Source organism: Nocardiopsis listeri NBRC 13360 (assembly GCF_001570765.1).
Lineage (GTDB): Bacteria > Actinomycetota > Actinomycetes > Streptosporangiales > Streptosporangiaceae > Nocardiopsis > Nocardiopsis listeri.
Window position 1 is genome coordinate 19,289 of record NZ_BCSH01000018.1, and the last position, 23,153, is coordinate 42,441.

Annotated in this window: 17 protein-coding genes and 1 riboswitch; of the genes, 4 read left to right on the forward strand and 13 right to left on the reverse strand. The window is 69.1% G+C overall.

All coding sequences use genetic code 11. The features are described 5' to 3' along the window. Nucleotides 1-110 precede the first annotated feature (110 nt). From NLI01S_RS06570 to NLI01S_RS06590, 5 genes are all read right to left on the reverse strand, one after another. Nucleotides 111-1,808, reverse strand: a complete 1,698-nt coding sequence (locus NLI01S_RS06570; RefSeq protein ID WP_223809136.1) for a DUF885 domain-containing protein — start codon at nt 1,806-1,808, stop codon at nt 111-113. A gap of 88 nt (nt 1,809-1,896) precedes the next feature. Further along, nucleotides 1,897-2,493, reverse strand: coding sequence for a GTP-binding protein (locus NLI01S_RS06575; RefSeq protein ID WP_067600800.1), 597 nt, complete (start codon nt 2,491-2,493; stop codon nt 1,897-1,899). A 34-nt stretch (nt 2,494-2,527) separates the two neighbouring features. Then, the gene (locus NLI01S_RS06580; RefSeq protein WP_223809137.1) at nt 2,528-2,944 is read right to left on the reverse strand and encodes a DUF742 domain-containing protein; all 417 of its coding nucleotides are present in this window, start codon (nt 2,942-2,944) and stop codon (nt 2,528-2,530) included. Nucleotides 2,945-3,042: 98 nt separating this feature from the next. Beyond that, a complete protein-coding gene (locus NLI01S_RS06585) occupies nt 3,043-3,444 on the reverse strand; it encodes a roadblock/LC7 domain-containing protein (protein ID WP_067600806.1) in 402 nt (133 codons plus the stop codon). A gap of 232 nt (nt 3,445-3,676) precedes the next feature. Further along, nucleotides 3,677-6,916 (reverse strand): sensor histidine kinase, encoded by a 3,240-nt coding sequence (locus NLI01S_RS06590; protein ID WP_067600809.1) that lies wholly within the window; start codon nt 6,914-6,916, stop codon nt 3,677-3,679. A gap of 643 nt (nt 6,917-7,559) precedes the next feature. Here NLI01S_RS06590 and NLI01S_RS06595 point away from each other — a divergent pair. Then, nucleotides 7,560-8,720: a M15 family metallopeptidase gene (locus NLI01S_RS06595; RefSeq protein ID WP_223809138.1), complete on the forward strand. Its 1,161-nt coding sequence runs from the start codon at nt 7,560-7,562 to the stop codon at nt 8,718-8,720. 8 nt (nt 8,721-8,728) lie between these two features. Here NLI01S_RS06595 and NLI01S_RS06600 read toward each other — a convergent pair whose 3' ends face one another. From NLI01S_RS06600 to NLI01S_RS06630, 7 genes are all read right to left on the reverse strand, one after another. Continuing rightward, entirely contained in the window at nt 8,729-9,394 is a 666-nt protein-coding gene (locus tag NLI01S_RS06600) for a hypothetical protein (protein WP_067600814.1), read from the reverse strand. 88 nt (nt 9,395-9,482) lie between these two features. Next, nucleotides 9,483-9,707, reverse strand: coding sequence for a hypothetical protein (locus tag NLI01S_RS06605; protein WP_067600817.1), 225 nt, complete (start codon nt 9,705-9,707; stop codon nt 9,483-9,485). Nucleotides 9,708-9,835: 128 nt separating this feature from the next. Then, nucleotides 9,836-10,867, reverse strand: a complete 1,032-nt coding sequence (locus NLI01S_RS06610) for a LacI family DNA-binding transcriptional regulator (RefSeq protein ID WP_067600820.1) — start codon at nt 10,865-10,867, stop codon at nt 9,836-9,838. 144 nt (nt 10,868-11,011) lie between these two features. After that, nucleotides 11,012-12,406 carry a GH1 family beta-glucosidase gene (locus tag NLI01S_RS06615; protein WP_067600822.1) on the reverse strand — a complete coding sequence of 465 codons (1,395 nt, stop codon included), beginning with the start codon at nt 12,404-12,406 and terminating at the stop codon, nt 11,012-11,014. A gap of 173 nt (nt 12,407-12,579) precedes the next feature. Next, entirely contained in the window at nt 12,580-13,446 is an 867-nt protein-coding gene (locus NLI01S_RS06620) for a MetQ/NlpA family ABC transporter substrate-binding protein (RefSeq protein WP_067600826.1), read from the reverse strand. A 69-nt stretch (nt 13,447-13,515) separates the two neighbouring features. Then, nucleotides 13,516-14,241, reverse strand: a complete 726-nt coding sequence (locus tag NLI01S_RS06625; RefSeq protein ID WP_067600828.1) for a methionine ABC transporter permease — start codon at nt 14,239-14,241, stop codon at nt 13,516-13,518. Beyond that, the gene (locus NLI01S_RS06630; protein WP_067600831.1) at nt 14,238-15,194 is read right to left on the reverse strand and encodes a methionine ABC transporter ATP-binding protein; all 957 of its coding nucleotides are present in this window, start codon (nt 15,192-15,194) and stop codon (nt 14,238-14,240) included. The genes NLI01S_RS06625 and NLI01S_RS06630 overlap by 4 nt, the downstream gene beginning before the upstream one ends. A 618-nt stretch (nt 15,195-15,812) precedes the next feature. Here NLI01S_RS06630 and NLI01S_RS06635 point away from each other — a divergent pair. Continuing rightward, nucleotides 15,813-16,862 (forward strand): coiled-coil domain-containing protein, encoded by a 1,050-nt coding sequence (locus NLI01S_RS06635; protein ID WP_067600835.1) that lies wholly within the window; start codon nt 15,813-15,815, stop codon nt 16,860-16,862. Between the two features lie 519 nt (nt 16,863-17,381). Then, nucleotides 17,382-18,338: a hypothetical protein gene (locus NLI01S_RS06640; RefSeq protein WP_067600838.1), complete on the forward strand. Its 957-nt coding sequence runs from the start codon at nt 17,382-17,384 to the stop codon at nt 18,336-18,338. 86 nt (nt 18,339-18,424) lie between these two features. Here the strand turns inward: NLI01S_RS06640 and metE are convergent, their stop codons facing one another. Then, entirely contained in the window at nt 18,425-20,704 is a 2,280-nt protein-coding gene (gene metE / locus NLI01S_RS06645; RefSeq protein WP_067600841.1) for a 5-methyltetrahydropteroyltriglutamate--homocysteine S-methyltransferase, read from the reverse strand. Nucleotides 20,705-20,844: 140 nt separating this feature from the next. Then, a riboswitch (cobalamin riboswitch) is annotated at nt 20,845-21,067 on the reverse strand. A gap of 226 nt (nt 21,068-21,293) precedes the next feature. On the opposite strand from metE, the gene NLI01S_RS06650 reads away from it, so the two are divergent. Continuing rightward, a complete protein-coding gene (locus NLI01S_RS06650) occupies nt 21,294-22,823 on the forward strand; it encodes a polysaccharide deacetylase family protein (protein WP_067600863.1) in 1,530 nt (509 codons plus the stop codon). The last annotated feature ends 330 nt before the right edge of the window (nt 22,824-23,153 follow it).

Sequence of the window (23,153 nt, forward strand, 5' to 3'; positions counted from 1 at the left end):
TCCCTCGATGACCGTTTTCCTGCGTCTCGTCCCAGCATAGAAGCGTGGTGGAGCGCCCGTGTCGTGGACCACGGGCGCTCCGACGAGCGCGCGGTGAACGGGCGTGCCGCTCAGAGCCCCAGTAGGGCTCGTAGGTGACGCGGGGGCGGGGCCCCGTGGGCGAGCATCGCGTCGTGGCGTTCTCGCTCCGACGCCCCGGGTCGGGCGACCTCGAGGTCACGGGCGATGTCGGCCATCTCCGCCTGACCGACGTAGTAGGTGGACAGCTGGGCGCTGGTGAGTTCGGCCCGGCGCCACTTGCCGCGTGCCTCACCCTCCTCCTGGTGGCCGCGCTCGACCATCAAGGCGATCGCCTCTGCCTCGGTGATGTCCTTGGTGTGCACCCGAACGTCCAGGATGGCGTTGAGGATCATGCGCAGCCGCATCTTGAGCTGGACCAGGCGCAGCGCCAGGTTCTCCCTGCGAGAGGCCTCGTCGGTTCCGTCGGTCCAACCGTGTCCGGCCAGGACCGACTCGACGTGCACCGCCCACCCCTCGACGAAGGTACCGCTCCACAGCACCCGTCCCACCCGGGTGGAACCGTCGTGGCGGGCGGCGTGGGCCAACTGGAGGGCGTGCCCCGGCAGCGCCTCATGGACCATCAGGTTGCGCAGCAGCATTCCGTTGTACTCACGGAAGAACGACTCCCGCTGTTCGCGGGGCCAGTCCGCGGGCGGCGGGGCGACGGCGACCAGGGTGGGCAGTTCGGCCATGCGCGGGTCCAGCGGACCGGGCGGTTCGCAGTAGGCCACGGCCACGCCACGGCGCGATTCGGGCATCGGCACCACCCGCACCGGGTCGTCGTGCACGGTGACCAGGTCGAGTTCGCGCACCCGTTCGTACAGGTGCGCCAGGGCCCGTTCGGCGATGGGTCGGACCGTGTCCGCGTCGGTGGCGTTCTCCCGGGCCAGGGCGGCCAGGACCTCGCTCGCCTGCCCCGGGTGTCGGGGGCGGCCCTCGTACTCGGCGGCGACCTCCGCCAGTTCCTCTTCGGTGGCGATGAGGTCGCTCTCGGCGCGCACGCGCAGGGCCTCGGGTGAGAGTTCGGAGTCGAGGGTGTACCAGAGCCGAGCGGCGAAGACCCGCTCACCCAGACGGGGATCGGCGGTGGCGAACTCGCTCTCCGCCCGCAGCCACGAGGTGTACTCGTCCACGGCCGCCAGTGCCGCCTCACGGGAGCCCTCCAACCGGGATGGTGGGGTGGAAGCGGTCGCGGCGAGTGCGGGAAGCTCGTCGGTGAGCAGCGTGCGGGCGCCGGCCAGTCGGGCCAACGCGGTCTCCGCGTGCACACGTGGGACGCCCGGCCCCTCCGAGAGTCGCTCACGGGCGGTGGCCAGGTGGTCGGGAAGGGCCGCGCAGCGGGCCGCCAGGGCCTCCAAGCGCTCCGGCAACGGCAGGGAGTCGCGTTCGAGGAGGACGTGCAGGGCCTCTCCCGGCGCGTAGGTCAGGGGGTCCCAGGTGTGCGGTCGCAGTTCGGCGGTGTGCCAGAGATCGGCCGACACACGTGAACGCAGGACCTCCAGGTCGACCGAGTCCTCGGTCGGCAACAGGTCCTGGTCGATCTCGTCGAGGGAACCGAGTGCGTCGGTGAGGGTCGCCACGCGGCGTGTGTCGGCCTGAACCGTGTGATCGGTCAACCGGTGGGCGCCGCCTACGTCGCCGAGGTCCAACGCCCATTCGGGCGCGTCCTCCAGCAACGCGTCGAGCACCCGCTCGGCGACCTCACGGAACCGTCGGGTCATCGCGGCGGCGTCGGAGGAAGAGCTCATCCGGCCATGATGCCGGCACGGACGCCCGGTTCCCGTCAGACGGGAACCGGGCCGTGCTCGTGCGGGACCCCGGCCCGGGAGGTTCCGGTCACCGCCAGGAGTTCTGACCCCCGGTGGAGGTGGGCTGTTGCCCTGCGGCGCCCTCGGGGTCCCCCACCGTGATGGCGTGCTCGACGAGGGTGATGAGCGTCGACTTCGTGGAGCCCTTGTCACGGGCGTCCACCTGGACGATGGGGATCTCCGGGCTGAGCGTGAGAGCGTCCCGGACCTCGTCCGCGGCGTGGGGGTAGTAGCCGTCGAACCCGTTGATCGCCACGATGAAGGGCAAACGCGCCTCTTCGAAGTAGTCGATCGCGGGGAAGCAGTCCGCCAACCGGCGGGTGTCCACCAGCACGACGGCACCGATGGCGCCCTTGACCAGGTCGTCCCACATGAACCAGAACCGGTGCTGTCCGGGGGTGCCGAACAGGTACAGGATCAGGTCCGAGTCGAGGGAGACACGACCGAAGTCCATGGCGACGGTGGTGGTCTGCTTGTCCGGCGTCTTGGCGAGGTCGTCCACACCGACGCTGGCGCTGGTCATGACCGCCTCGGTCGTCAGCGGCACGATCTCGGAGACAGAGCCAACGAATGTCGTCTTCCCGACACCGAAGCCCCCGGCGACGACGATCTTGACCGACGTCATCGCGTTCCCCCCAGCACCGCCTTCCTCGGCTGGGCTAGAGCTTGCGAAGTCCACTGAGCACCCTTTCAAGCAGGTTGGTGTTGGGGCGAGCTTCGTTGTTGAGCGAAGACCTGATCTGGACCAGTCCCTGCTCGGACATGTCCGCCACAAGCACCCGCGCCACGCCGAGGGGCATCCGCAACAACGCGGAGATCTCCGCGACGGAACGCCATTCCCGGCACAGGTCACTGATCGCCTGCCATTCAGGCGTCAGCATGCCCGACTCGTTCCGGGCCGCCTCCGTGGCCGAGATCAGCGCTTCCAGTGGAAGCTGAGACTTCGGCTTGGTACGGCCCTTGGTGACCGCGTACGGACGCACCAGCGAACTGGGCGCGCTGCTCGACGCGGGTCGTTGGTCATACGGTTGTTGGATTGGTCGAGGAACATCTCCGCCGCCCGGCACGGCCGGCATCCCTCCCGTGGGGGGATGGCCCGGCTGTTGGCCGAACCACGAGGCGCTCCCGGCATCTCTACTGTGAGGTGCCACCACTTCCTCCTGTCGGTGGTGGATCAGTGGATTCCCGAGGTACGCGCCGTTGGTGTCAGCGCCCTCCCGGCCCGCTCTACGAGCAGGGTCATCTCGTACGCGACCAGACCGAGGTCGCTCTCGGCCGCCGCGAGGACCGCGAGACAGGAGCCGTCGCTGATGGCCATGATGAGCATCAGCCCCCGCTCCATCTCCACGACGGTCTGGGCGACCGCTCCACCCTCGAACACCCGGGACGCTCCCTGCGTCAGGCTGGACAGGCCGGAGGCGATGGCCGCCAGCTGGTCCGCCCTGTCGGTGGGGAAGCCCGAGGATGACGCCAACGGAAGGCCGTCCGAGGAGACGACGATCGCGTGGGCGACATCGGGTACCCGGTCGGCAAAGTCAGTGATCAACCAGTTGAGTTCATTGACCTGTCGACTCATCTGATCTCCTGTCCAAGTTCGCCGGCTGGTCTTTCGGCACTGCTACCGCCGGCACGGCATGTGACAGCACTGCCTCTGCGAACTGCCCGGCCCCTCCCGTGGGGGAGGCCGGGAGTCTGGTGTTCTGTTCTGGTCAAGTGACGGGTGTGGTGCGTCCGAGAAGCTCGATAGATGCTATTGCATCCTGCTTCCCGGAATAAGAGGGACCCCGTCCCACCACTGGCCACGTGAGTCACTCCTCCACCGGATTGTCGCCGAGTCGGGTGCGCCCGTCCCGGACGCCCTTCTGCAGGCCCGTGAAGCGGTTGCGGACGCGGTCCGCGCTTCGTGTGGGCATCTGCTTGAAGTTCTCCGGCTTGGGTGCGGTCCCTGGGACAAGGTTTGCCTTGGGAACCCGTTTTGGCAAGCCCGAAGTGGTCAGGCCACCCGCGAGCGGCTCGGCGGCGGTACGTGCGGCCTTCCAACCACGGTCCGCGGCGGAGTTCCAATCCTGCTCGGAACCCTGGGTCGACTCGGCCCGCGGAGCCCGTTCGGCGCGCGGAGCGGCCTCGGCGGCCGGGGCGCGCCCCTCCGCCGGCGAGACCTGCGGGATCGGACCGGTCTCGGTGGCGTCCACGGTGGGTCCACCACTGCGACGCTTGAACCAGTTGGACTCGATCGCGTCGAAGATCGGCAGCGAGTCGAAGCCTTCACCGGCGGGCGTGGGGGGAACAACGGTGTTGTTCGGCCCCTGAGCCCCACCATAGCGGCGCGAGAGGTAGGCGGTGGAGCCGTAACCCTCACGGCTGTCGCCGATACCGCTGCGGCGGCCACCGGTCTCGTTGGGGTCGGTCTGGGACGGCTGCTGCGACTGCTCCGGGCCGGCCGGCGCGGGGTCCCAGGCGGAGACCGCGGGGAACGACTCGGTGCCGGCCTCGTCGTGGCGACCCGCGCCCCGACCGGAGCCGGTGTCGAACGCACTCGTGCGGTGGGTCCCGGTGTCCGTGGGAGCGGCATCGGTACGACCGCCGAAAGCGTCGTAGGAGTCGGTTTCCCGCCGCTCGGCCTCGGTGGGCCGGCGGAAGGCGCCGGTGTCGGCGCCCGGTCGACGGAAGGCTCCGGTATCCGGTGCGGAGAACGATCCGGTGTCGGTGTTGCGCGGCGCCGGGTCGAACAGGCTGCGACCGGTCTGCTCCGGCTTCGGCTCGTCCTCTTCCGGCTTGTCGTAGGGGTCCACCACGGAGCCGACGTTGTCGCCGAAGGCGCCGTTGGTGGGAGAGATCCCCTCGGCCCGCTTGGGTGCTTCCCAGACCGAACCGGTGTCACCGCTCTTGTCGGTGTTCCACAGGTCCTGCCCGCTCGGCGGGTGCTCGTCCGCACGGGTACCCGCGCCGGGCGTGCGCTTGGGCAGGCCACCCAGGTCGCCCGGGGCGAGACCCGCGCCGTCCTGGTCGTCCCAGGGGTCGTTGCCCGGCTCCTGCGCCGCCGGGGTGGCCGCGAAGGCCGCCTGGGCGTCGGCGAAGGTGTCGGGCGTTCCAGCGGAGAGCTCGGGACGGGCGTCGGGGCCTCCCAGGGCGTGCTGACCGTCGACCGGGGTGATGAGGAGGTCCGGCGGGAAGGTCACGACCGCGGTGGTGCCGCCGCCGTGCGCCTCTTTCAGGTTCATCTTGATGCCGTGGCGGTGCGCCAGGCGCGAGACCACGAACAGACCCATGCGGCGCGAGACCGCGACGTCGATGACCGGCGGGGCCGCCAGTCGGGCGTTGACCGCGGCCAGGTCCTCGGGCGCCATGCCGATACCGCTGTCGGTGACGTCGACCTGGACGGCTCCGCTGTCCAGGCTCTTGGCGCTCACGAGCACCTCGGTGTCGTGCGGGGAGAACGCGGTGGCGTTCTCCACCAGCTCGGCGACGAGGTGGATGACGTCGTTGACCGGACGGCCCAGGACCGAGATGTGGGAAGGGGCGCGCACGTTGACGCGCTCGTACTGCTCGACCTCGGAGACGGCGCCACGGAGGACGTCGACCAGCGGGACGGGCTGAGCCCACTTGCGGGTGTTGTCCTGGCCGGACAGAACCAGGAGGTTCTCGTTGTTACGACGCATACGCGTCGCGAGGTGGTCCAGCTGGAAGAGGTCGGACAGGCGGTCGGAGTCCTGTTCGGACTGCTCCAGACCGTCGATCAGACGCAGCTGCCGTTCCACCAGGGTCTGGCTTCGACGCGAGAGGTTGACGAACATCGCGTTGACGTTGCTGCGCAGCGCGGCCTCGTCGGAGGCCAGCGTCAGGGCGACGCGGTGAACGTCGTCGAAGGCACGGGCCACCTCGCCGATCTCGTCGTGGGTGTCGACCTCGATGGGTGTCACCTTGACGGTGTCGGGGACCGCTCCGGCCTCCTGCATCCGGTTGATCGCGTCCGGCAGGTCGCGTTCGGCGACTCGGCGGGCGCCGTCCTCCAGGATGCGCAGCGGGCGCACCAGGGAGCGGACCACCAGCGAGGTCAGGATGAAGACGGCCAGGAGCACGCCGGCGACGATGACGAGGTCCATGATCGTGCGCAGCAGGGCCGTGCCGCGCAGGTCGTTGGCGTCCTCTGCGATGCCCTCGGCAAGGCCGGTCTCGACCAGCTGGAGACGTTCCAGGGCGATTTCGGCGATGGCCTTGTAGTCCTCGGGACCGTCGTTGGCGGTCACACCGGTGAGGTCGTCCCCGCGCTCGGCGCGGTACATGACGCGCATGCGCATGGTGGAGACCTGGCTGACCTCCAGACCGGTGAAGTTCTCGTCGAAGATCGCGCGCTGGTTCGGGTTGGCCGCCTGAACGAAGTTCGAGATCTCGTTCTCGTAGCGGGCCCGGCTGGAGTCGATGGCCTCGGAGATACCGCCGGTCATCGAGTTCCGCGCCAGGGAGTGGCCCATCAGCGCCGTCTCGTAGGAGAGCTGGTCTCGCGCGTTCGACAGTGCGGTGAGGGCGCGGACGCTCTCCCGCAGCTCGGTGTCGTTGGTCTCGTCCGCGATCGTCTGGTTGAAGTCCGCGAGGGACCGGGCGATGGTGCGGTACTTGGTGACCACCGGAAGGACCGTGATGCGGGTCTCGTCCACCTCGGTGCGCAGGGCTTCGAGGGTGGCGAGCTGACTGCGCATCGTGGAAAGGCGACCTTGGGCAAGGTCCCCGTCCATCTCGCCCATGTCGTCCAGGCGAGCGGTCAGTGTGCTCTGGAGGTCACGGGAGGAGTCCCGTTCTTCGTCCAGTTCTTGACGGAGGGAGTCCGAACGATTGTTCGGGTCCGCACTGTCGGAGATGTAGACCGCGCTGGCCGTGCGCTCACGACCCAGTTGGTTGGCCAACTCCACGATGAGGACGCCGACCTCGGCTCTGTCCTCGATGTGCGCGTGGGTGACGGTCGAGACCGAGGCCTCGTAGACCCTCAGACCACCGAGCGCGAGCGCCACGGCGGTGGGAATGACGATGAGGGCCACCAGTCGGGAGCGCACCCGCCAGTTACGTGGCCGCCACCAATTGGCTCTGCGCCGGGGCGTGGCATCGGCGCTGTCGGCCTGCGCGGCCTCACTCTGCGCGCCGGCCCCGTTTTTCGTCGCTCGTGTCGACACGGACCCTCGCAACCTTTCGTGTCACCGCCTCGAACGGCTGTTGAACCCAGGGGTTGGACCGCTCCGGACCGGAAAATCGGTTGAGACCACATGGTCCACCAGATGCAGAAAGCGGTGGGAGTGTGGGGAGATGTGAAGACTGTCCGCCGGACTCGCCTGGGAGGAGAGGAGCCGCACACCTAGAGATTTCGAGGTGCGCGTGCGGTGGATAGCGTATCAATGGGCGCGAAGCACTCGCTTCGGTCGTTTGGTGCCGATCAGCAAGATCATCATCGTTCACCCAGGGACATAATGCCCCCTACGCCCACATTATGACCAATCACCCAGGTCAGACGGGGAGACCGAAACCACCTCAGACATTGAGGTAACTATTTGGACACACCCCCCGCTTCATTACCAAGAGCGACGACCCGTGACATCCTGACAGGCCACATATGCAGGTCCGGGGGAGTTTTCGGGAATGCACACCGCACGACGCTCGAATACGAACACCCAGAGTGATGATTCTGACACCCTGGGCTCTACCATGGAATCGGATCGGACCGGCGTACTCGGACATATTTCGGTCATAGGTCTGCTCCCGTTGAGCGTCACCCTGCTGTGCTCGCTCTCCCTCGCCGCACCCGCCGCGGCCGAGCCCGCCGACGAACTCCGGACGCTGCGTGTCGAGCTCGCCACCGCCCGCTCGGAGGTGGCCACCCTTCGAGACGAGGCCACGGAGAAGATCGACCTCTACAAGGAGGAGGCCGGGCGGCTGGAGGAGGCGACCCGAACACGAAAGGCCGCCGACCGACGGTCGGAAACCGCGGCGGAACGCCACGACGACCGTCGCCTGGGCGCCGCCCGCCAGGCCGCCGGCGCCTACAAGGGGGCCGACCTGAGCATCACCCGTGCCTGGGCCGGTCCCGAAGGTCCCCTGGGACTCCTGGAACGCGGCGCCTACCTCACCCTCCTCGGCGAGCACCGCTCCGCCGACGTGAGTCGAGCGGAGGCCGCCAAGGTCGCCGCCGCCACTCTGGCCGAGGCCGCCGGTACCGCTGAGGAGGAACAGGCCGAGGCGACCGACGCCGCCGACGAGGCCCGCAAGGAGGCCGAGGACGCGATCGAGAAGCAGCAGGAGCGCGCGCGGGAGCTGCTCGAACAGCAGACGGAGCTGGAGGAGGCTCTGGCCGACGCACGGGCCGCCAACACACCCCGGGACCCGGCGGGGACGGAGCCCACGGCGGACGGGGCGGAGGATCGTGGGCCGGGCGAGGCCCGGCCGGCCCACGGGAGCGCGTGCGATCCCGGCGACACCACCGGGCTGAAGAACGGTCATGTCCCGAACACCATGCTGTGCCCGCTCCCCCAGGGCGGGGAGAGCCTGCGTTCCGACGCCGCGGAGGCCTTCATCGAACTGGACGGTGCCTACCGGTCCGAGTTCGGCCGTCCGATGTGCGTGACCGACTCCTACCGGCCCTACCACGAGCAGGTGCGGCTCTTCGAGGAGATGCTGCCCGGCATGGCGGCCCACCCCGGGACCAGCGCGCACGGGATGGGCGTGGCCGTGGACCTGTGCGGCGGCGTCAACGAACCCGAGACCGTCGAACACCGCTGGATGCTCGAACACGCCCCCGGGTACGGATGGGACAACCCCGACTGGGCTCGCGGCGGTTTCGAGCCCTGGCACTGGGAGTACACGCCCTGACCCCTCGGTCAGACCTGGGAGCCGACCCTGACCTCGAAGGTACCGAGCTCGCCCACGTCGACGAACAGCTCGTCGTCGACCTCCAGGGCCGGTGTGACGACGGTGAGCAGCGCCCGCACCCGACCAGGGCCGTGGGCGAGCTCCTCGTCCTCCAGGTCGATCCGGCCGCGGCCGTTCTCCTCGTCCTCCACCGAGGTGGCGATCTCCACCGTGCCGCCGACGATCTCGTCGGCGGTGGTCAGGACCGGACCCAACATCAGCTGCACCGCGTCTCCGGTGGCGTCCAGCCACAGGCAGGCGGGCGTGTAGGCCAAGGCCTCGCCCCGGCCGACGGTGAGCGCGGCCACGCCGACACAGGCGACGCGGGCCTCGGAGAGCACGGCGTCGTCGACGCCGCGCACCATCTCAGGGTGGATCTCCAGCTCGCGGTCGCCGATCCGGACCGGGATCAGTGTGGTGGGCGCGACCGGGGCGCACATCCGCGTCTCCGGTTCCACGATGATCTCGATGGCGTGCTCCACGGCGCGCTCGTGTGCGGCCTCCAGAACCGCTGGACCGCCTTCCAACAGCCGGTCCAGGGTGCCCTCGTCGGGGCTGCCCATCACGTCGCCGTCGTCGAGCGCCCCCACTCGGGTACCGCCGCCGCTCGGCGACAGATAGGTGACCCAACGCAATGCGCCCACTCCCCCGTACTGGTCAGGCTCCTCGCGAGGTCGGTCCCCGCGATCGTCCATCTCACGCGGCCATGATCCCACCGCGCCCTCAGATGGCGGCCACCGGGCCGTGTTCCTTTCCGGTCCCGGCGCAACCCCGACAGGGCTCGTCGATCCGCGACCAGACGATCACACCGCTGACCTCCCGGTACGGCCGTTCCGGCCGCCACCATCCGGTGCCACGGCAGTATCGGCATTGCAGCCCGTCCCGATCGCACCAACCGCACTCGGCGATGGCGCACCGGGCGTGGGTGGGCTCCCCCGTCGAATCCATGCGCTCCCACCGTCCCGAAACCTGGACCAGCCTCGCACAGGCCGGACCGACGAGTCCAGAGGGACGAAAGGGACGAAAGTCCGGGTCAGCGGCGTGGTCGGGGTTCCCGTACCGATCCGGATCCCGGTTCAGGCCGACTCGCGAACCACCAGGTGGGTCTCCAGCGTGACGCGTTCGGAGTCGGCGGCACGCGGGATGGCGACGTCCACGAGGAGTCGGGCCATCTCCTGACCCATCTGAACGGTGGGCTGGTGGACCGTGGTCAGCGCCGGGGTGCTGTGCTGGGCCATGAGGCTGTCGTCGAACCCGACCAGGGCCACGTCCTCGGGCACGCTCAGGCCGCGCTCGCGCAGGGTGCGGATGGCACCGATGGCCATCATGTCGGAGGCCACGAACAGGGCGTCCGGGTTCCCGCCCTGGTCGAGCATCCCCGCCATGGCCACGGCCCCGCCCTCGACGCTGAAGTCGCCCTGCGCCACCAGGTTCGGGTCGACCTCACGACCACTCTCGGCCATGGCCTCCCGGAAGCCCCGCAGGCGGCTGATGCCGGCGTTCATGTCCTGGGGGCCGGTGATGGTCCCCACGCGCTCATGTCCGGTCTCCAGCAGCCGGCGCGTGGCCACGCGCCCGCCCTCCACGTTGTCGATGTCCACGAAGAAGCGCGCGGGCACCACCTCGGAGTAGGGCCGACCTCCGTGCACGACCGGCACGCCGGAGTCGGCCAACCGAGAGGTGAGGGGGTCGTCCCGGTGCAGGGAGACGAGCATGGCACCGTCCACGTGCGAGCCGCTGAGGTACTCGCCTACCCGCTTGTGCTCGGCGTCGCCCCGGGCGGTGGTGAGCATCAACTGCAGGTCGCGTTCGTGCAGCACCGAGCTCACGCCACGGATGATGTCGGCGAAGAACGGGTCTTCGAACAGTCGGTCCCTGGACTCCGAGACGACCAACGCGACCGTGTCGGTGCGTCGGGTGACCAGGGTTCGCGCGGCGTGGTTGGGGCTGTAGCCCAGTTCCGAGATCGCGTCGTGGACCGCCTCGCGGGTACGGGGGCTGACCTGTGAGGATCCGTTGATCACCCGGGACACGGTTCCCCGGCCGACCCCGGCCCGCTGCGCCACCATTTCCAGGGTCGGTCGCTGTCGACCGCCGCTCTTGGCCACTTCGAGGCTCCTTGCGCGTTCTCTACCGATCCGACCGGACCTTCCGGACGGCGGGCGTGGACGGGTCCGGTCCCGTGCCCGGGGCCGAACCCGTCCCGGAGCGCGTGGGGTGCCCCGGAGGGACACCCCACGAACTCTCGTGGTTCACCGTGTGGGGAACCTGCCGGTCCTGGCCAGTTCGGCGTACCAGTGGCCCGTGTCCTTGACGATGCGCTCCTGCGTCTCGTAGTTCACGTGCACGATGCCGAATCGGCGGGAGTATCCCCACGCCCATTCGAAATTATCCAGTAGGGACCAGGCGAAGTAGCCGCGCAGGGGGATTCCGGCGTGGATCGCCTCCTTGGCGGCCCGTAGGTGACCCTCGTAGTAGTCGGTGCGGTCCACGTCGTGGACGGCACCGTCGACCACGGTGTCCTCGAAGGCACAGCCGTTCTCGGTGACGTACAGGTCGATGCCGCCGCTTTCGCCCGCCAGTCGTTGGAGGACGTCGAACAGGCCGCTGGGGTCGATCTCCCATCCCATGTGGGTGACGGGCAGCCCCTGGGAGACGTGCACCTCCTCGGGGTCGGCGCCCAGCCAGGCCTGGCCCTCGCCGCTGACCAGGGCCGGGTCGAGGCCCTTGGCCGAACCCGCGACGAACTCGGGTGAGTAGTAGTTGACCCCCAGGAAGTCCAAGGGGGCGGAGATGGTGGCCAGGTCCCCCTCCTTGACGAAGGAGAAGTCACTGATGTCGGCGAGGTCCTCCAGGACGTCCGCCGGGTAGGCGCCCTTGAACAGGGGGTCGGTGAAGATGCGGTTGCGCACACCGTCGGCCCGTCGGGCGGCCCGGGTGTCGGCGGCGTTGGCTCCGTGCGGTCGGATGACCGCCTGGTTGTGGGCCAGGCCCACGGTGGCCGGGCGACCCGTGGAACGGATCGCTTCGACCGCCAGGCCGTGGCCGAGGAGCAGGTGGTGGGTGGCGGCCAGGGCCTTCTCCGCATCCCGGTGACCGGGGGCGTGGTGGCCGTTGTGGTAGCCCAGGAAGGCCGAGCACCAGGGCTCGTTGATGGTCATCCAGTGGGAGACCCGGTCGCCGAGGGCGTCGGCGACGACCTTGGCGTAGTCGGCGAAGCGCAACGCGGTGTCACGCTCGGGCCAGCCGCCCGCGTCCTCCAGTGTCTGGGGCAGGTCCCAGTGGTAGAGCGTGGCCCAGGGCTGGATACCGGCTTCGAGGAGGCCGTCGACGAGTCGGTCGTAGAAGTCGATGCCGGCCTGGTTCACCTTGCCGCCGCCCTCGGGCAGGATCCTCGGCCAGGCGATGGAGAAGCGGTAGGAGCCGAGGTTGAGGCGCTTCATGAGCGCGATGTCCTCGGCGTACCGGTTGTAGTGGTCGTCCGCGGGGTCACCGGTGTCCCCGTTGAGCACCTTGCCCGGGGTATCGGCGAAGGTGTCCCAGATGCTGCGGCCTCGGCCGTCGGCGGTGGTGGCGCCCTCGATCTGGAAGGAGGCGGTGGCCGCCCCCCAGAGGAAGCCCTCGGGGAAATCGTTGGGGTTACTCACTGCTTTGTTACGCACCTTCCATGACGAGCGAAATCAGCTTGGGAGCGCTCCCATAACCGAAGCAGAACCCGAGGGTCAAGTCAACTCGCCAGTAGCCCCCCGAAACCCAACCGTTACCGACATGGCTCGGGCGTCGAAGGCCGATCCGCCTTCGACGCCCGAGCACCAGACCTCTAGTCTTCGTCGTCCCGCATTCCGCCCATGGGGATGACCACGCCCTGCCAGCGCTCCTCCATGAAGTCGCTCACCTGCGGGCTGTGCAGCAACTCGTCGAGTCGCTCGATCTCCTCGGACTCGGCGTCCTGCGCGCGCACCACCAAACCGTTGCCATACACACTGCCCTCGGTCTCCTCCCAGGACAGCACGTTCGCGTTCTCGGCCAGGTCGGCCTCCAGCGCGTAGTTGCCGTTGACCACGGCCGCGTCCAGGTCCTCCAGGGAACGCGGCAACTGCGCGGCCTCCACCGGGGTGAGGGTGACGTCGAGCGGGTTCTCCTCGATGTCGGACTCCGTCGCGTTGTCCCCCGCGTCCTCGGCCAGGGTGATCACGTCGTTCGCGTCGAGCAGGTTCAGCGCCCGGCCCATGTTGGACACGTCGTTGGGCACCCCGATCTCCGCGCCCTCGGGCAGCTCCGCCAGGTCGGAGAACTCCTCCGAGTACAGACCGAAGGCCTCCAGGTGCACGTTGCTCACGTACTCCAGGTCGGCGTCGGTGTTGCCCTGCTGATACTCCTCCAGGAACGGGACCGTCTGGTAGTAGTTCGCGTCCAGCTCTCCCTCGACGAGGGCGGCGTTGGGCTGGTTGTAGTCGGTGTACTCGACCACCTCGATGGCCAGCCCCGCCTCGGCCGCCAGCTCATCGTTCACGAACTCCAGGATCTCCGCGTGCGGCATCGGTGTTGCCCCCACCTTCAGGGTCACCACGTCGTCGTCGCCACCACCCTCGTCGGCCCGCTCACTCGGGCTCCCGCACCCCGCCAGCAGCACGGTCGCGGCGCCGAACACCGCGGCGCCCCGCAGCACGTTCGCTCTCCCTGTCATGGCTGTCTCCTTGCCGTTGGTACCGGACGACTCAGGGGGATCACGGGGGACGGGATCGAGAGGGGCACGTCAGCGCCTGGACAGTCGGCGCACCAGCAGGTCGCCCAGACTCTGCGCAACCTGCACGATCACCACGAGCAGGATCACGGTCGCCCACAGGTAGTGGTCGTTGAAGCGCTGGTAACCCTCACGGATGGCGAGGTCGCCCAGACCGCCGCCGCCGATGGCGCCGGCCATCGCCGAATAGGAGATGAGCGTGACCACGGTCATCACCAGGCCGGCGATGAGCCCGGGCATGGCCTCGGGCAGCAGCACCTTGCCCACGATGGTGAACTTGCGCGTGCCCATGGCGTGCGCGGCCTCGACGACGCCCCGATCGACCTCGCGCAGCGCGGTCTCCACCAAGCGCGCGAAGAACGGGATGGCGCCGATGCTGAGCGGCACGATGGCGGCCGTCGGGCCGAGCGTGGTGCCCACCAGGAAGCGGGTCAGCGTCAGCACCGCCACCATCAACACGATGAACGGCAGCGAACGGCCGATGTTGACGATGGCGCTGAGCACCGCGCGCGCAGTCGGAGCCGGAATGAGGCCGCCCTTGTCGGTGGCCACGAGCAGCACACCGAGGGGCAGACCGAACAGGACGCTGAAGACCGTGGCCCACCACACCATGTAGACGGTGTCCATGGTGCCCAGCCACAGGCTCGGCCACATGTTCGGCCAGTCCTGGACGAAGTCGGTGATCGCGGTCACCGCGTTGCCCTCCTGGGCCAGGTAGAGGATCTCGTTGGTGATCACTTTCCGGCCTCCTCGACCAGCAGGCCGTGCTCGGACAGGTAGGTCAGTGCCTCACCTCGACGGCTTCCGCGCATGTCGACGCTGAGCCGGCCCACGGACTGACCGGCGACCTGCTCCACACCACCACCGAGGATGTTGACGTCCACGTCGAACCGACGGGTCAGTTCGGACATGAACGGTTCGTCGAAGGAACGCGGGTAGGTGATGAACACCGTCTCCGGGCCCCCGTGCTCCGGCAGCGGGAACAGCGAACGCGCCAACAGCGAACCGGGGGTCCCGATCAGGTCCAGGACCCGGCCGGACTCACGGAACTCGCCGTCCTCCATGATCGCGGCGGAGTCACAGATCCGCTTGATCACGTCCATCTCGTGCGTGATGAGCAGAATGGTCAGGCCGAGCTCGTCGCGCAGTCGGCGCAGCAGCGCGAGGATGGACTCGGTGGTGACCGGGTCCAGGGCGGAGGTCGCCTCGTCGCTCAGCAGCAGCTTGGGGTCGGAGGCCAGGGCGCGGGCGATGCCCACGCGCTGCTTCTGGCCGCCGGAGAGCTGGGAGGGATAGGCGCGTGCCTTGTCGCCCAAGCCGACCAGCTCCAGGAGTTCGCCGACCCGGGTGGCGCGCGCGGCGCGGGACGCCCCCGCGACCTCCAGCGGGAAGCCGACGTTGCCGGCGACCGTGCGCGAGGCGAGCAGGGCGAAGTGCTGGTGCACCATGCCGATGTGGCGTCGGGCCTGGCGCAGGCGGGCACCGCGCAGCGAGGTGAGTTCTTCGTCTCCGACGCGGACGGTGCCGCCGTCGGGGCGTTCCAGAAGGTTCACCGAGCGCAGGAGGGTGCTCTTACCCGCACCGCTTTGGCCCACGACCCCGTAGATCTCGCCGGACTCGACGTGCAGATCGACCCCCTTCAGGGCTTCGATCCGACGTTTCTTCAACCTGTAGGTCTTGTGGAGACCCACTGCGTCAATCACGGTTTTCCCATCGACGTCTGGCGGTGGTGTCACGGCTCCCACGCGCGTGCGGGCGCGAAAGGAGACCGGACTCAGCGTGGGGGGTCGACGCCCGCGTCCGAGCGTACGAAGCGCGCGGTGGGCGAGCGGCGGCGACGCGCCGAAGCGGCGGTCGGAGGGCGCGGTGGCGCCGAACGGGGCGGATTCTCGCCTCGGGCTCAGGAACGACGGGACGGACGACAACGGCCACCGGGCAGAGGCACGCACCGCCGGGTGGTCTCCGCCAAGGTGGCGGAGGTCGTTTCGTAGTGTTCAGGAGCCATCACGGCACCAACTCAACCATCTTGAACGCCTCGATTCGGCAAAATCCTTGACCCGAATATGGTTATTTAGACCACATCTACGGCTTTGCTAGGGGATGTGATCCTCTCGTCCCTCCCGAAGACCCGTGAGAATGCTTAGACTCATTACCGTCCCGTGACCTTCCCCCTTCGAGCGGGGTGAGTGCGGCGCGGCCCGCGAAGACGTCGCGCCCCGTGCCCTGTCCGGGAAAGACGAGCATCTGCGTCCACAGCGCCCCCGTGCCCGCCAGGGGGTCCGCGTGTGGGCACGAGGAGCGACCACACCTTGCAGTCAGACGATCCGAGCCGAGTGGCCGACCACGCCGACTTCTGGGCACCCGATCCTCCCGTCCGCACCTGGCGGGAGCTGATCGCCGACTGCGCGCGCCCGTTTCCGACGGTCGTGCGCACGAACCCGGGCCCGGGCCGCACCGCGGCGGTGGTCCTGTCGCTGTTGGCCGCCTTCGCCCTGCCTTCGCCCGCCGTAGCCGCGCCGGCTCCCCGGGACAACGAGGACATGAGCACCCTGGAGTCGCGCGCCGAGACCCTCACCGAGGAGTACAACGGCGAACTCCGGGACATGGAGAACGTGATGGAGGAGGCCGACCGCGCCCAGTCGCGCGCCGACTCCACCCGCGAGGACGTGGAGGCCGCCCGCGGGCAGGTCCGTTCCCTGGCGGTGGCCACCTACACCAGCAGCGGCATCGACCCCTCCATGTCGCTGTTCGTCGAGGCCGAGCCGGACGAGGTCATCGAGCGCGCGATCGTCATCGACTACCTGTCCACCAGTAACCAGGACAAGATCGACCAGCTGGACCAGGCCCTGTCCCGGGACGAGGTCGCCCAGGACAACGCCGAGGACCGCCTGGCCGAGGCCGAGGCCGACATGGACGAGTTGGAGGAGCGTCGCATGGACGTCCGCCGGCTCATCGCCGACCACCCGGAACAGCCCATGCGGCCGCCGGACAACATCACCCCGCGCACCGAGCAGATGCGCGACCTGGGCATCGAGATCTTCGGGCGCGGGTCGGAAGTGGGCGGTGTCGGCTGCTACCGCGCGGTGGGCGGCTGGGTCGTGGGTGAGCACCCCAAGGGCCGGGCCTGCGACTTCATGGTGGACGGCAACGGTTCCATGCCCTCGGAGGACCAGGTCGAGCGCGGTTGGGACATCGCGAACTGGGCCAGGGACAACGCCGACGACCTCGGGGTCATGTACGTGATCTACCGCCAACAGATCTGGGACGTGCGTCGAGGCGACACCGACTGGCGCCCGATGTCGGACCGCGGCAGCATCACCGAGAACCACTTCGACCACGTGCACATCTCGATGTTCTGACCCCGGCGGGTATGGAAGAACGAATTTCCTCGCACCGCCCTCTCGGGACCAAGGGCAGAAAATGGCTCCTCCTACCGGTGGAACGACTCGAAAGCCCGCACAGGATAATCACGATCAAGCAACACCAAGGGTGACGTGCGGCTCGAGCGGAACGAATCGATGACGATTCGCCCCGTTACCCCTGGTCCGCTACCCCGCTTCCCTTAAGGTCACGGTTAGGATGCTCGTCGTCCCGACCCCGGTCGCCGTGGCCCGTCCCCTCGGCATCGTCTCGGCGGTCGGAAAGAACCCCGCGCGCAGTCGGGGCATCCACTCACGACACGGGGAATTCCCGCTCCTCGCCGTACCGCACTCGCCCGCGGAGCGGCGTTGGTCCCGGGCTCTCCTCCCCCACGGTCTCCCGCGCCGTCACCCACCCGGCGATCCGCCGACGGTCGGCACGGGAAACTCGTGAGAACCCACCAGTGGACACACGCGTCCCAGAGAACACGGCCAATACTTCACCGGGCGAGGGGAGCCATGAGCGAAAACGGACCTTACAACCAGCCTCCGCAGAACCCCTATGGGGGCGGCACCGGCGGGCAGCCGGGCTATGGCCAGGGCCCCTACCAGGGCGGCCCCGGTCAGGACCAGGGCATGTACGCGGGCGGTCAGCCGCCCTACGGCGGCCCCGGCGGTCCGGGTGGACCCGGCGGATACCCCCCGCCCCCGCCGCCCCAGAGCGGTGGCGGCGGCAGCAAGGCCGGCCTCTGGGTGGTCATCGGCGGCGGCGCGATCATCGTGGTGCTCGTCATCGCCGTGATCGTCATGCTCGTCACGCGTGAAACCGGCGGCGAGGAGATCGCCACCGGCCCCGACACCACCCAGGGCACCGAAGAGACCGACGAGCCGGTCGACGACGACACCGAGGAACCCGACTCGGGCGGCGGTGACGGGCCCGCCGGGGAGCCGCCCTACGCGCTGCCCATCGAGCCCTGCGACGCCATCACCGAGCAGGTCTCCACGGACTTCATCCTGCGGGACAACCCCAGCAAGAGCGTCTCCGACAACCGCGCCAGCTGCACGGCCACGGGTGACGCCCCCGACGGCAACCCGGAGCGCGCCTACAGCAGCCTCTGGCTGGAGTACGCCACGCCCTACGCCGGCAGCGACTCCGTCGAAGGCGCCTCGTCGGACTACCAGGACTCCCTCGCCAACTACACCGGTGGTAGCGACTACTACCCGGAGGAGAACCTGGAGGAGGAGAAGGAGATCGACGGTCTCGGCGATGAGGCGCACCTCGTCATCACCGAGAACATCATCCTCGACGACCCCGCTCCCACGGCGATCATGCTGGTCCGTTCGGCCAACATGAACATCGAGATCACCTACCAGGTCTCGGACTTCGAGGGCGCCGACCTGACGATGGTCGACGACGTCGAGGCCCTGCTCACCAACTCCGCGGAAGAGGCGATCGCCCTGCTCGGCGCCGAGTAGGCGACCACCGACTCCTCCCCGGAAGAGACGACGAGAGGGGGCCACGGCTTCGCGCCGCGGCCCCCTCTTCGTGTGTCGGGGTGGGATCAGAGGTCGGCGCGCACCCGGCGGGCCGCCTCCACCATGTTGCGCAATGCCTGTTCGGTCTCGGTGTAACCGCGCGTCTTCAGACCACAGTCGGGGTTGGCCCACAGGTTCGCGGCGTCCACGTGCGACACCGCCAGCCGCAGCGAGGCCTCGATCTCCTCGACCGACGGCACCCGCGGCGAGTGGATGTCGTACACGCCCGGACCGATCCCGCGCTTGTAACCGCGCTCGCCCAAGGCCTCCACGAGCTCCATGCGCGACCGGGCCGCCTCGACGCTGGTGACGTCGGCGTCCAGCGCCTCGATCCCGTCGACGATCTGGTTGAACTCCGAGTAGCACATGTGCGTGTGGATGGTCGTGCTCGACGCGACCCCGGAGGTGGCCAGTCGGAACGAGTCGACCGCCCACTTCAGGTACGCCGCACGATGCTCCTCGCGCAGCGGAAGCAGCTCGCGCAGAGCCGCCTCATCGACCTGGATGTGCCGGATGCCGGCCCGCTCCAGGTCGGAGACCTCGTCACGCAGGGCCAGACCCACCTGACGAGCGGTCTCTCCCAGCGGCTGATCGATGCGCACGAACGACCAGGCGAGCATGGTGACCGGGCCGGTCAGCATGCCCTTGACCGGCTTGTCGGTGCGCGACTGGGCGTAGGTGATCCACTCCACCGTCATCGGCTCGGGACGCGAGACGTCACCGAACAGGATCGGCGGGCGCACGCACCGCGAACCGTAGGACTGCACCCATCCGTTCTCGGTGGTGGCGTAGCCCTCCAGCTGTTCGGCGAAGTACTGGACCATGTCGTTGCGCTCGGGCTCACCGTGCACCAGCACGTCCAGACCGATCTCCTCCTGGAGCGCGATGACCCGGTCGATCTCCGCGCGCAGGAGTGCCTTGTAGTCCTCGGTGGGCAGTTCGCCCCGTCGGTGCGCGGCGCGGGCGCGACGCAGCTCGGCGGTCTGCGGGAAGGAGCCGATGGTGGTCGTGGTCAGTGGCCGCAGTGCGGCCGCGTCCCGGTCCTGGGGGCGCTCGTAGGCGTCCGGGCCGAGGGCGTCCAGGCGTGCGCGCACCCGGGCGTCGGTGAAGGACGCGTCCTGCGGCTCCGACGCGCCCTGGTAGTCGGCGTCGGCCCCCTCCGAGAGCACCCGACCGAGCAGCGCGACCTCCCGGGTCTTCTGCTCGGCGAAGGCCAGGGTGGAGCGCAGCCCGGGCGCCAGGGAGGTCTCGGCGTCCAGGTCGATGGGCACGTGCAGCAGCGAGCAGGAGGTGCTCACCGTGAGCTCGTCGGTCAGCGCCAGGAGGGTGCCCAGTTCGGCGACGGCGGCCGGCAGGTCCGTACGCCAGACGTTGCGGCCGTCCACCACGCCCGCGACCAGGCGGGTGGAACCCAGACCGGATACGGCGGTGAGGTCGGAGGCACCCTCGGAGTCGGTGACCAGGTCCAGGCCCACGGCCTCGACCGGAGAGTCCTTGAGCACGCGCAGGGCGGCGGCGCCGATGGAACCGAAGTAGGTGGACACCAGGAGCGAGGGGCGCTCGGTGAGCGACCCCAGACGCCGGTAGACGCGCTCCAGGTGGTCGACGGCGGCGCGACCCTCGTCGGTGGCCAGGATCGGCTCGTCGAGCTGGACCTCGGTGGCGCCCGCGGCCGACAGGTCGCCCAGGAGCTTGGCGTAGGCGTCCAGGAGCTGGTCGAGGAGCTCGATGGGCTCCCAGCCCTCGGGGGCGTCCTCGGCGGCCTTGGCCAGCAACAGGAAGGTCAACGGACCGACCAGGACCGGTCGGGTCTGGAAACCTGCCTCGGCGGCCTCACGGAACTCGGCGAGGGGCTTGTCCCCGACCAGGCGCGGGCGGGTGCTCGGGGAGAGCTCGGGGACCAGATAGTGGTAGTTGGTGTCGAACCACTTGGTCATCTCCAACGGCGGCGCGCCCTGCTCGCCCCGGGCGAGGGCGAAGTAGCGGCGCAGCTGTTCGTCCCGCTCCTCGGCCTGGGCCGGGGAGGTGAAACGGGCGGGCACGAGGTCGAACAGGACCGCTGTGTCCAACACCTGGTCGTAGTAGGAGAAGGTGTTCGACGGGATGTCGTCCACCCCGGCCTCGCGCAGCCGGGCATAGACGCCCCTGCGCAGGTCGGCGGCGACGGCGTCGAGTTCGGCGGCCGTGGTGTCGCCCTTCCAGTAGGACTCACTGGCGCGCTTGAGTTCGCGGGCGGGACCGATGCGCGGGTAACCGTGGACCGTGGAGCGCACGGACGGCCCGGAGGCCGCGGGGTTGCTGACCATGAAGCTTCTCTCCCTCGTCGAAAGCCGGGTACCGGCCACGAGGAAAGGGCGAGGAGCGCGGCACGACGAGGGGCGCACCCGGGGGCACGTGCCTGACGACCTCGGCCCTCCCTCGGGGCGCGGGACCACCGGCGGCACAGGCGCGCCACCGGGTGGAGGCAGGTCTTCGGACTCGTGGGCGTTTCCGGCGCTGCGCGCCGGTCTTCCTAATGATCACCGCTTCCCGGTTTTCCGACCTTTCCGGTCGGATCACCAGTGCTCATGGCGACGCTCGTTCCCACATACCGCTGCGGGGCAGTCCCGGATTCGCACCGGGTTCCCTCTTTCGACACACTCCGACCGACCGGAGCAGGCTCCGGGAACCGATGGTGGGAGTGTGTACCTTCCACGCCTGCAAGTATAGGGAGCATCCCCTTCGCCCCTGCACCCGGCGTGACCCCTTGGCCCGGAGAACACGAGCGAACCCATTTCGTGTGCCCGGCATCACACCCGAAACCAGCGTTACGCGAAAGACCCCCGTCCTTTCGCGAACGTTCGTCTGACGATGAGCGTGGAGAGCCCCCAGGTGAAGCAGCAAGACGGTCCCGGCATGGCCCCCGACCGCCCCGTTCTCGCGGCAGCGATCGCGGTGGTCGTCCTCTTGGGACTGGTGCTGTCGGCGACACGACCACCGGTCCTGCCCGAGGACGAAGTCATCGAGAGCATCACACGGAACGCGGCGGTGGAAACCGACGACGACCCTCCGGCGGAAGGTTCCGAGGAGGGGATGACCGTGGTGGACACGGCCGCGCTCCCCGGCACCGAGGAGACATCGGTCGACTACGAGGGCGACAGTGAGGTGGCCGTCGCCTACCCGGTCATCCCCAACGCCGACCCCCTCACCGACTTCCTGGACCGCACCCTGACCGACCAGGTACACGCCTTCGACGCCGCCAACCCCGGCGCGGCGTCCTTCGAGGGCGAATGGCGCCTGACCGCCGCCCGTGACGGGGTCGTGGGTGTGCGGATCACCACCACAGAGACCGACTCGGAGGAGACCCGCGTCGGTCACAGCACCTACTGGTACGAGACCGATGACGGCTCGGTGCACGGTTCCAGCGGTCTGCTCGCCGGCCAGGACGAACTGGCCGCGCTCAACGACCTCGTGCTCGACGAGGTCCCGGACACCGTCTCCACCGGGTCCCTGTACCCGATCAGCGTCCTCTATGACTCCCTCGCGTTCAGTCCCGAGGGTGACCTGATCGTGGAGTTCGACGACGGGCAGGTCGCGCCCACCTCGGAAGGGCGCGTCGACGTCGTGATCGAACGCGAGGAGGCCGAGGAACTGCTGTCGGAGTTCGGGGTGCGGGCGCGCGAGGCCGCGACCAAGGGCGTCGAGGAGTTCACCGTGGCCGCGGCCCCCGAGGCCGAGAAGGACGGAACCGGCGTCGCCTCCCCCGGTGAGTTCTCCCCCGTGGACGACGGCATCGACTGCGCCGATCCCGAGACCCGCTGCGTGGCGCTGACCTACGACGACGGCCCCGGTGGCCGGACCTCCGAACTGCTGGACACACTCGCCGAGTACGACGCCAGGGCGACCTTCTTCGTCACCGGCCACCCCGTGATGGAGAATCCGTTCACGGTGCGCCGCACCTACGCGGAGGGCCACGAACTGGCCAACCACACCTTGTCCCACCCCGACCTGGCCACGCTCGGCGCGGGAGGCGTGCGCACGAACCTGGAACCGGTCCAAGCGCTGGTGTACCGGGAGACCGGGTACACGATGGACCTGATGCGTCCGCCCTACGGTTCCACCGATGGCACCGTCGCCCAGGTCACCGAGGAGATGGGCATGGCCCAGATCCTGTGGAGCGTGGACACCAACGACTGGAAGGACCGCAAGGCGGGCGTGGTCGCCGACCGGGCCGTGGACGGCGCCTCGGACGGGGCGATCATCCTGATGCACGACATCCACGACTCCACCATCGACGCGGCCCGCGAAATCGTCCGTGAGCTGGACGAACAGGGCTACACCATGGTGACGGTGTCACAACTGCTCGGCACTCCGAAGCCGGGTCACAGCTACGTCGACGGGGTTCCGGAGGAGGACGAGGCCGAGGGGGCTGCCGAGGACGGCTGACGGGGACCCTGAGACTACCGGGCCCGGGGCGCTGTCCACATGTGGACAGCGCCCCGGGCCCGGCGTTCTTATCCCCTATGTTGCTCCCTTGACCTCCTCCCCACGGCTGAAGCCGGGGGATTCCGACCCGACCTGACGGCCGGGTGGCGCTACGCGCCTCGCGGCCGTGGCTGGTTCCTGCTTCACGGACCGCCCAACGGCGAGGTCTCCCGCCCCTACTGCGCGGGCTTCGCCATGATCGCGCAGCGGGGGCCCGGCCGGCACGCATGCCCTGCGGCGCGTGTCCACTTGGCTGTCGTGAACGAAAAGTGGTCTCCCGGATACGAAGAG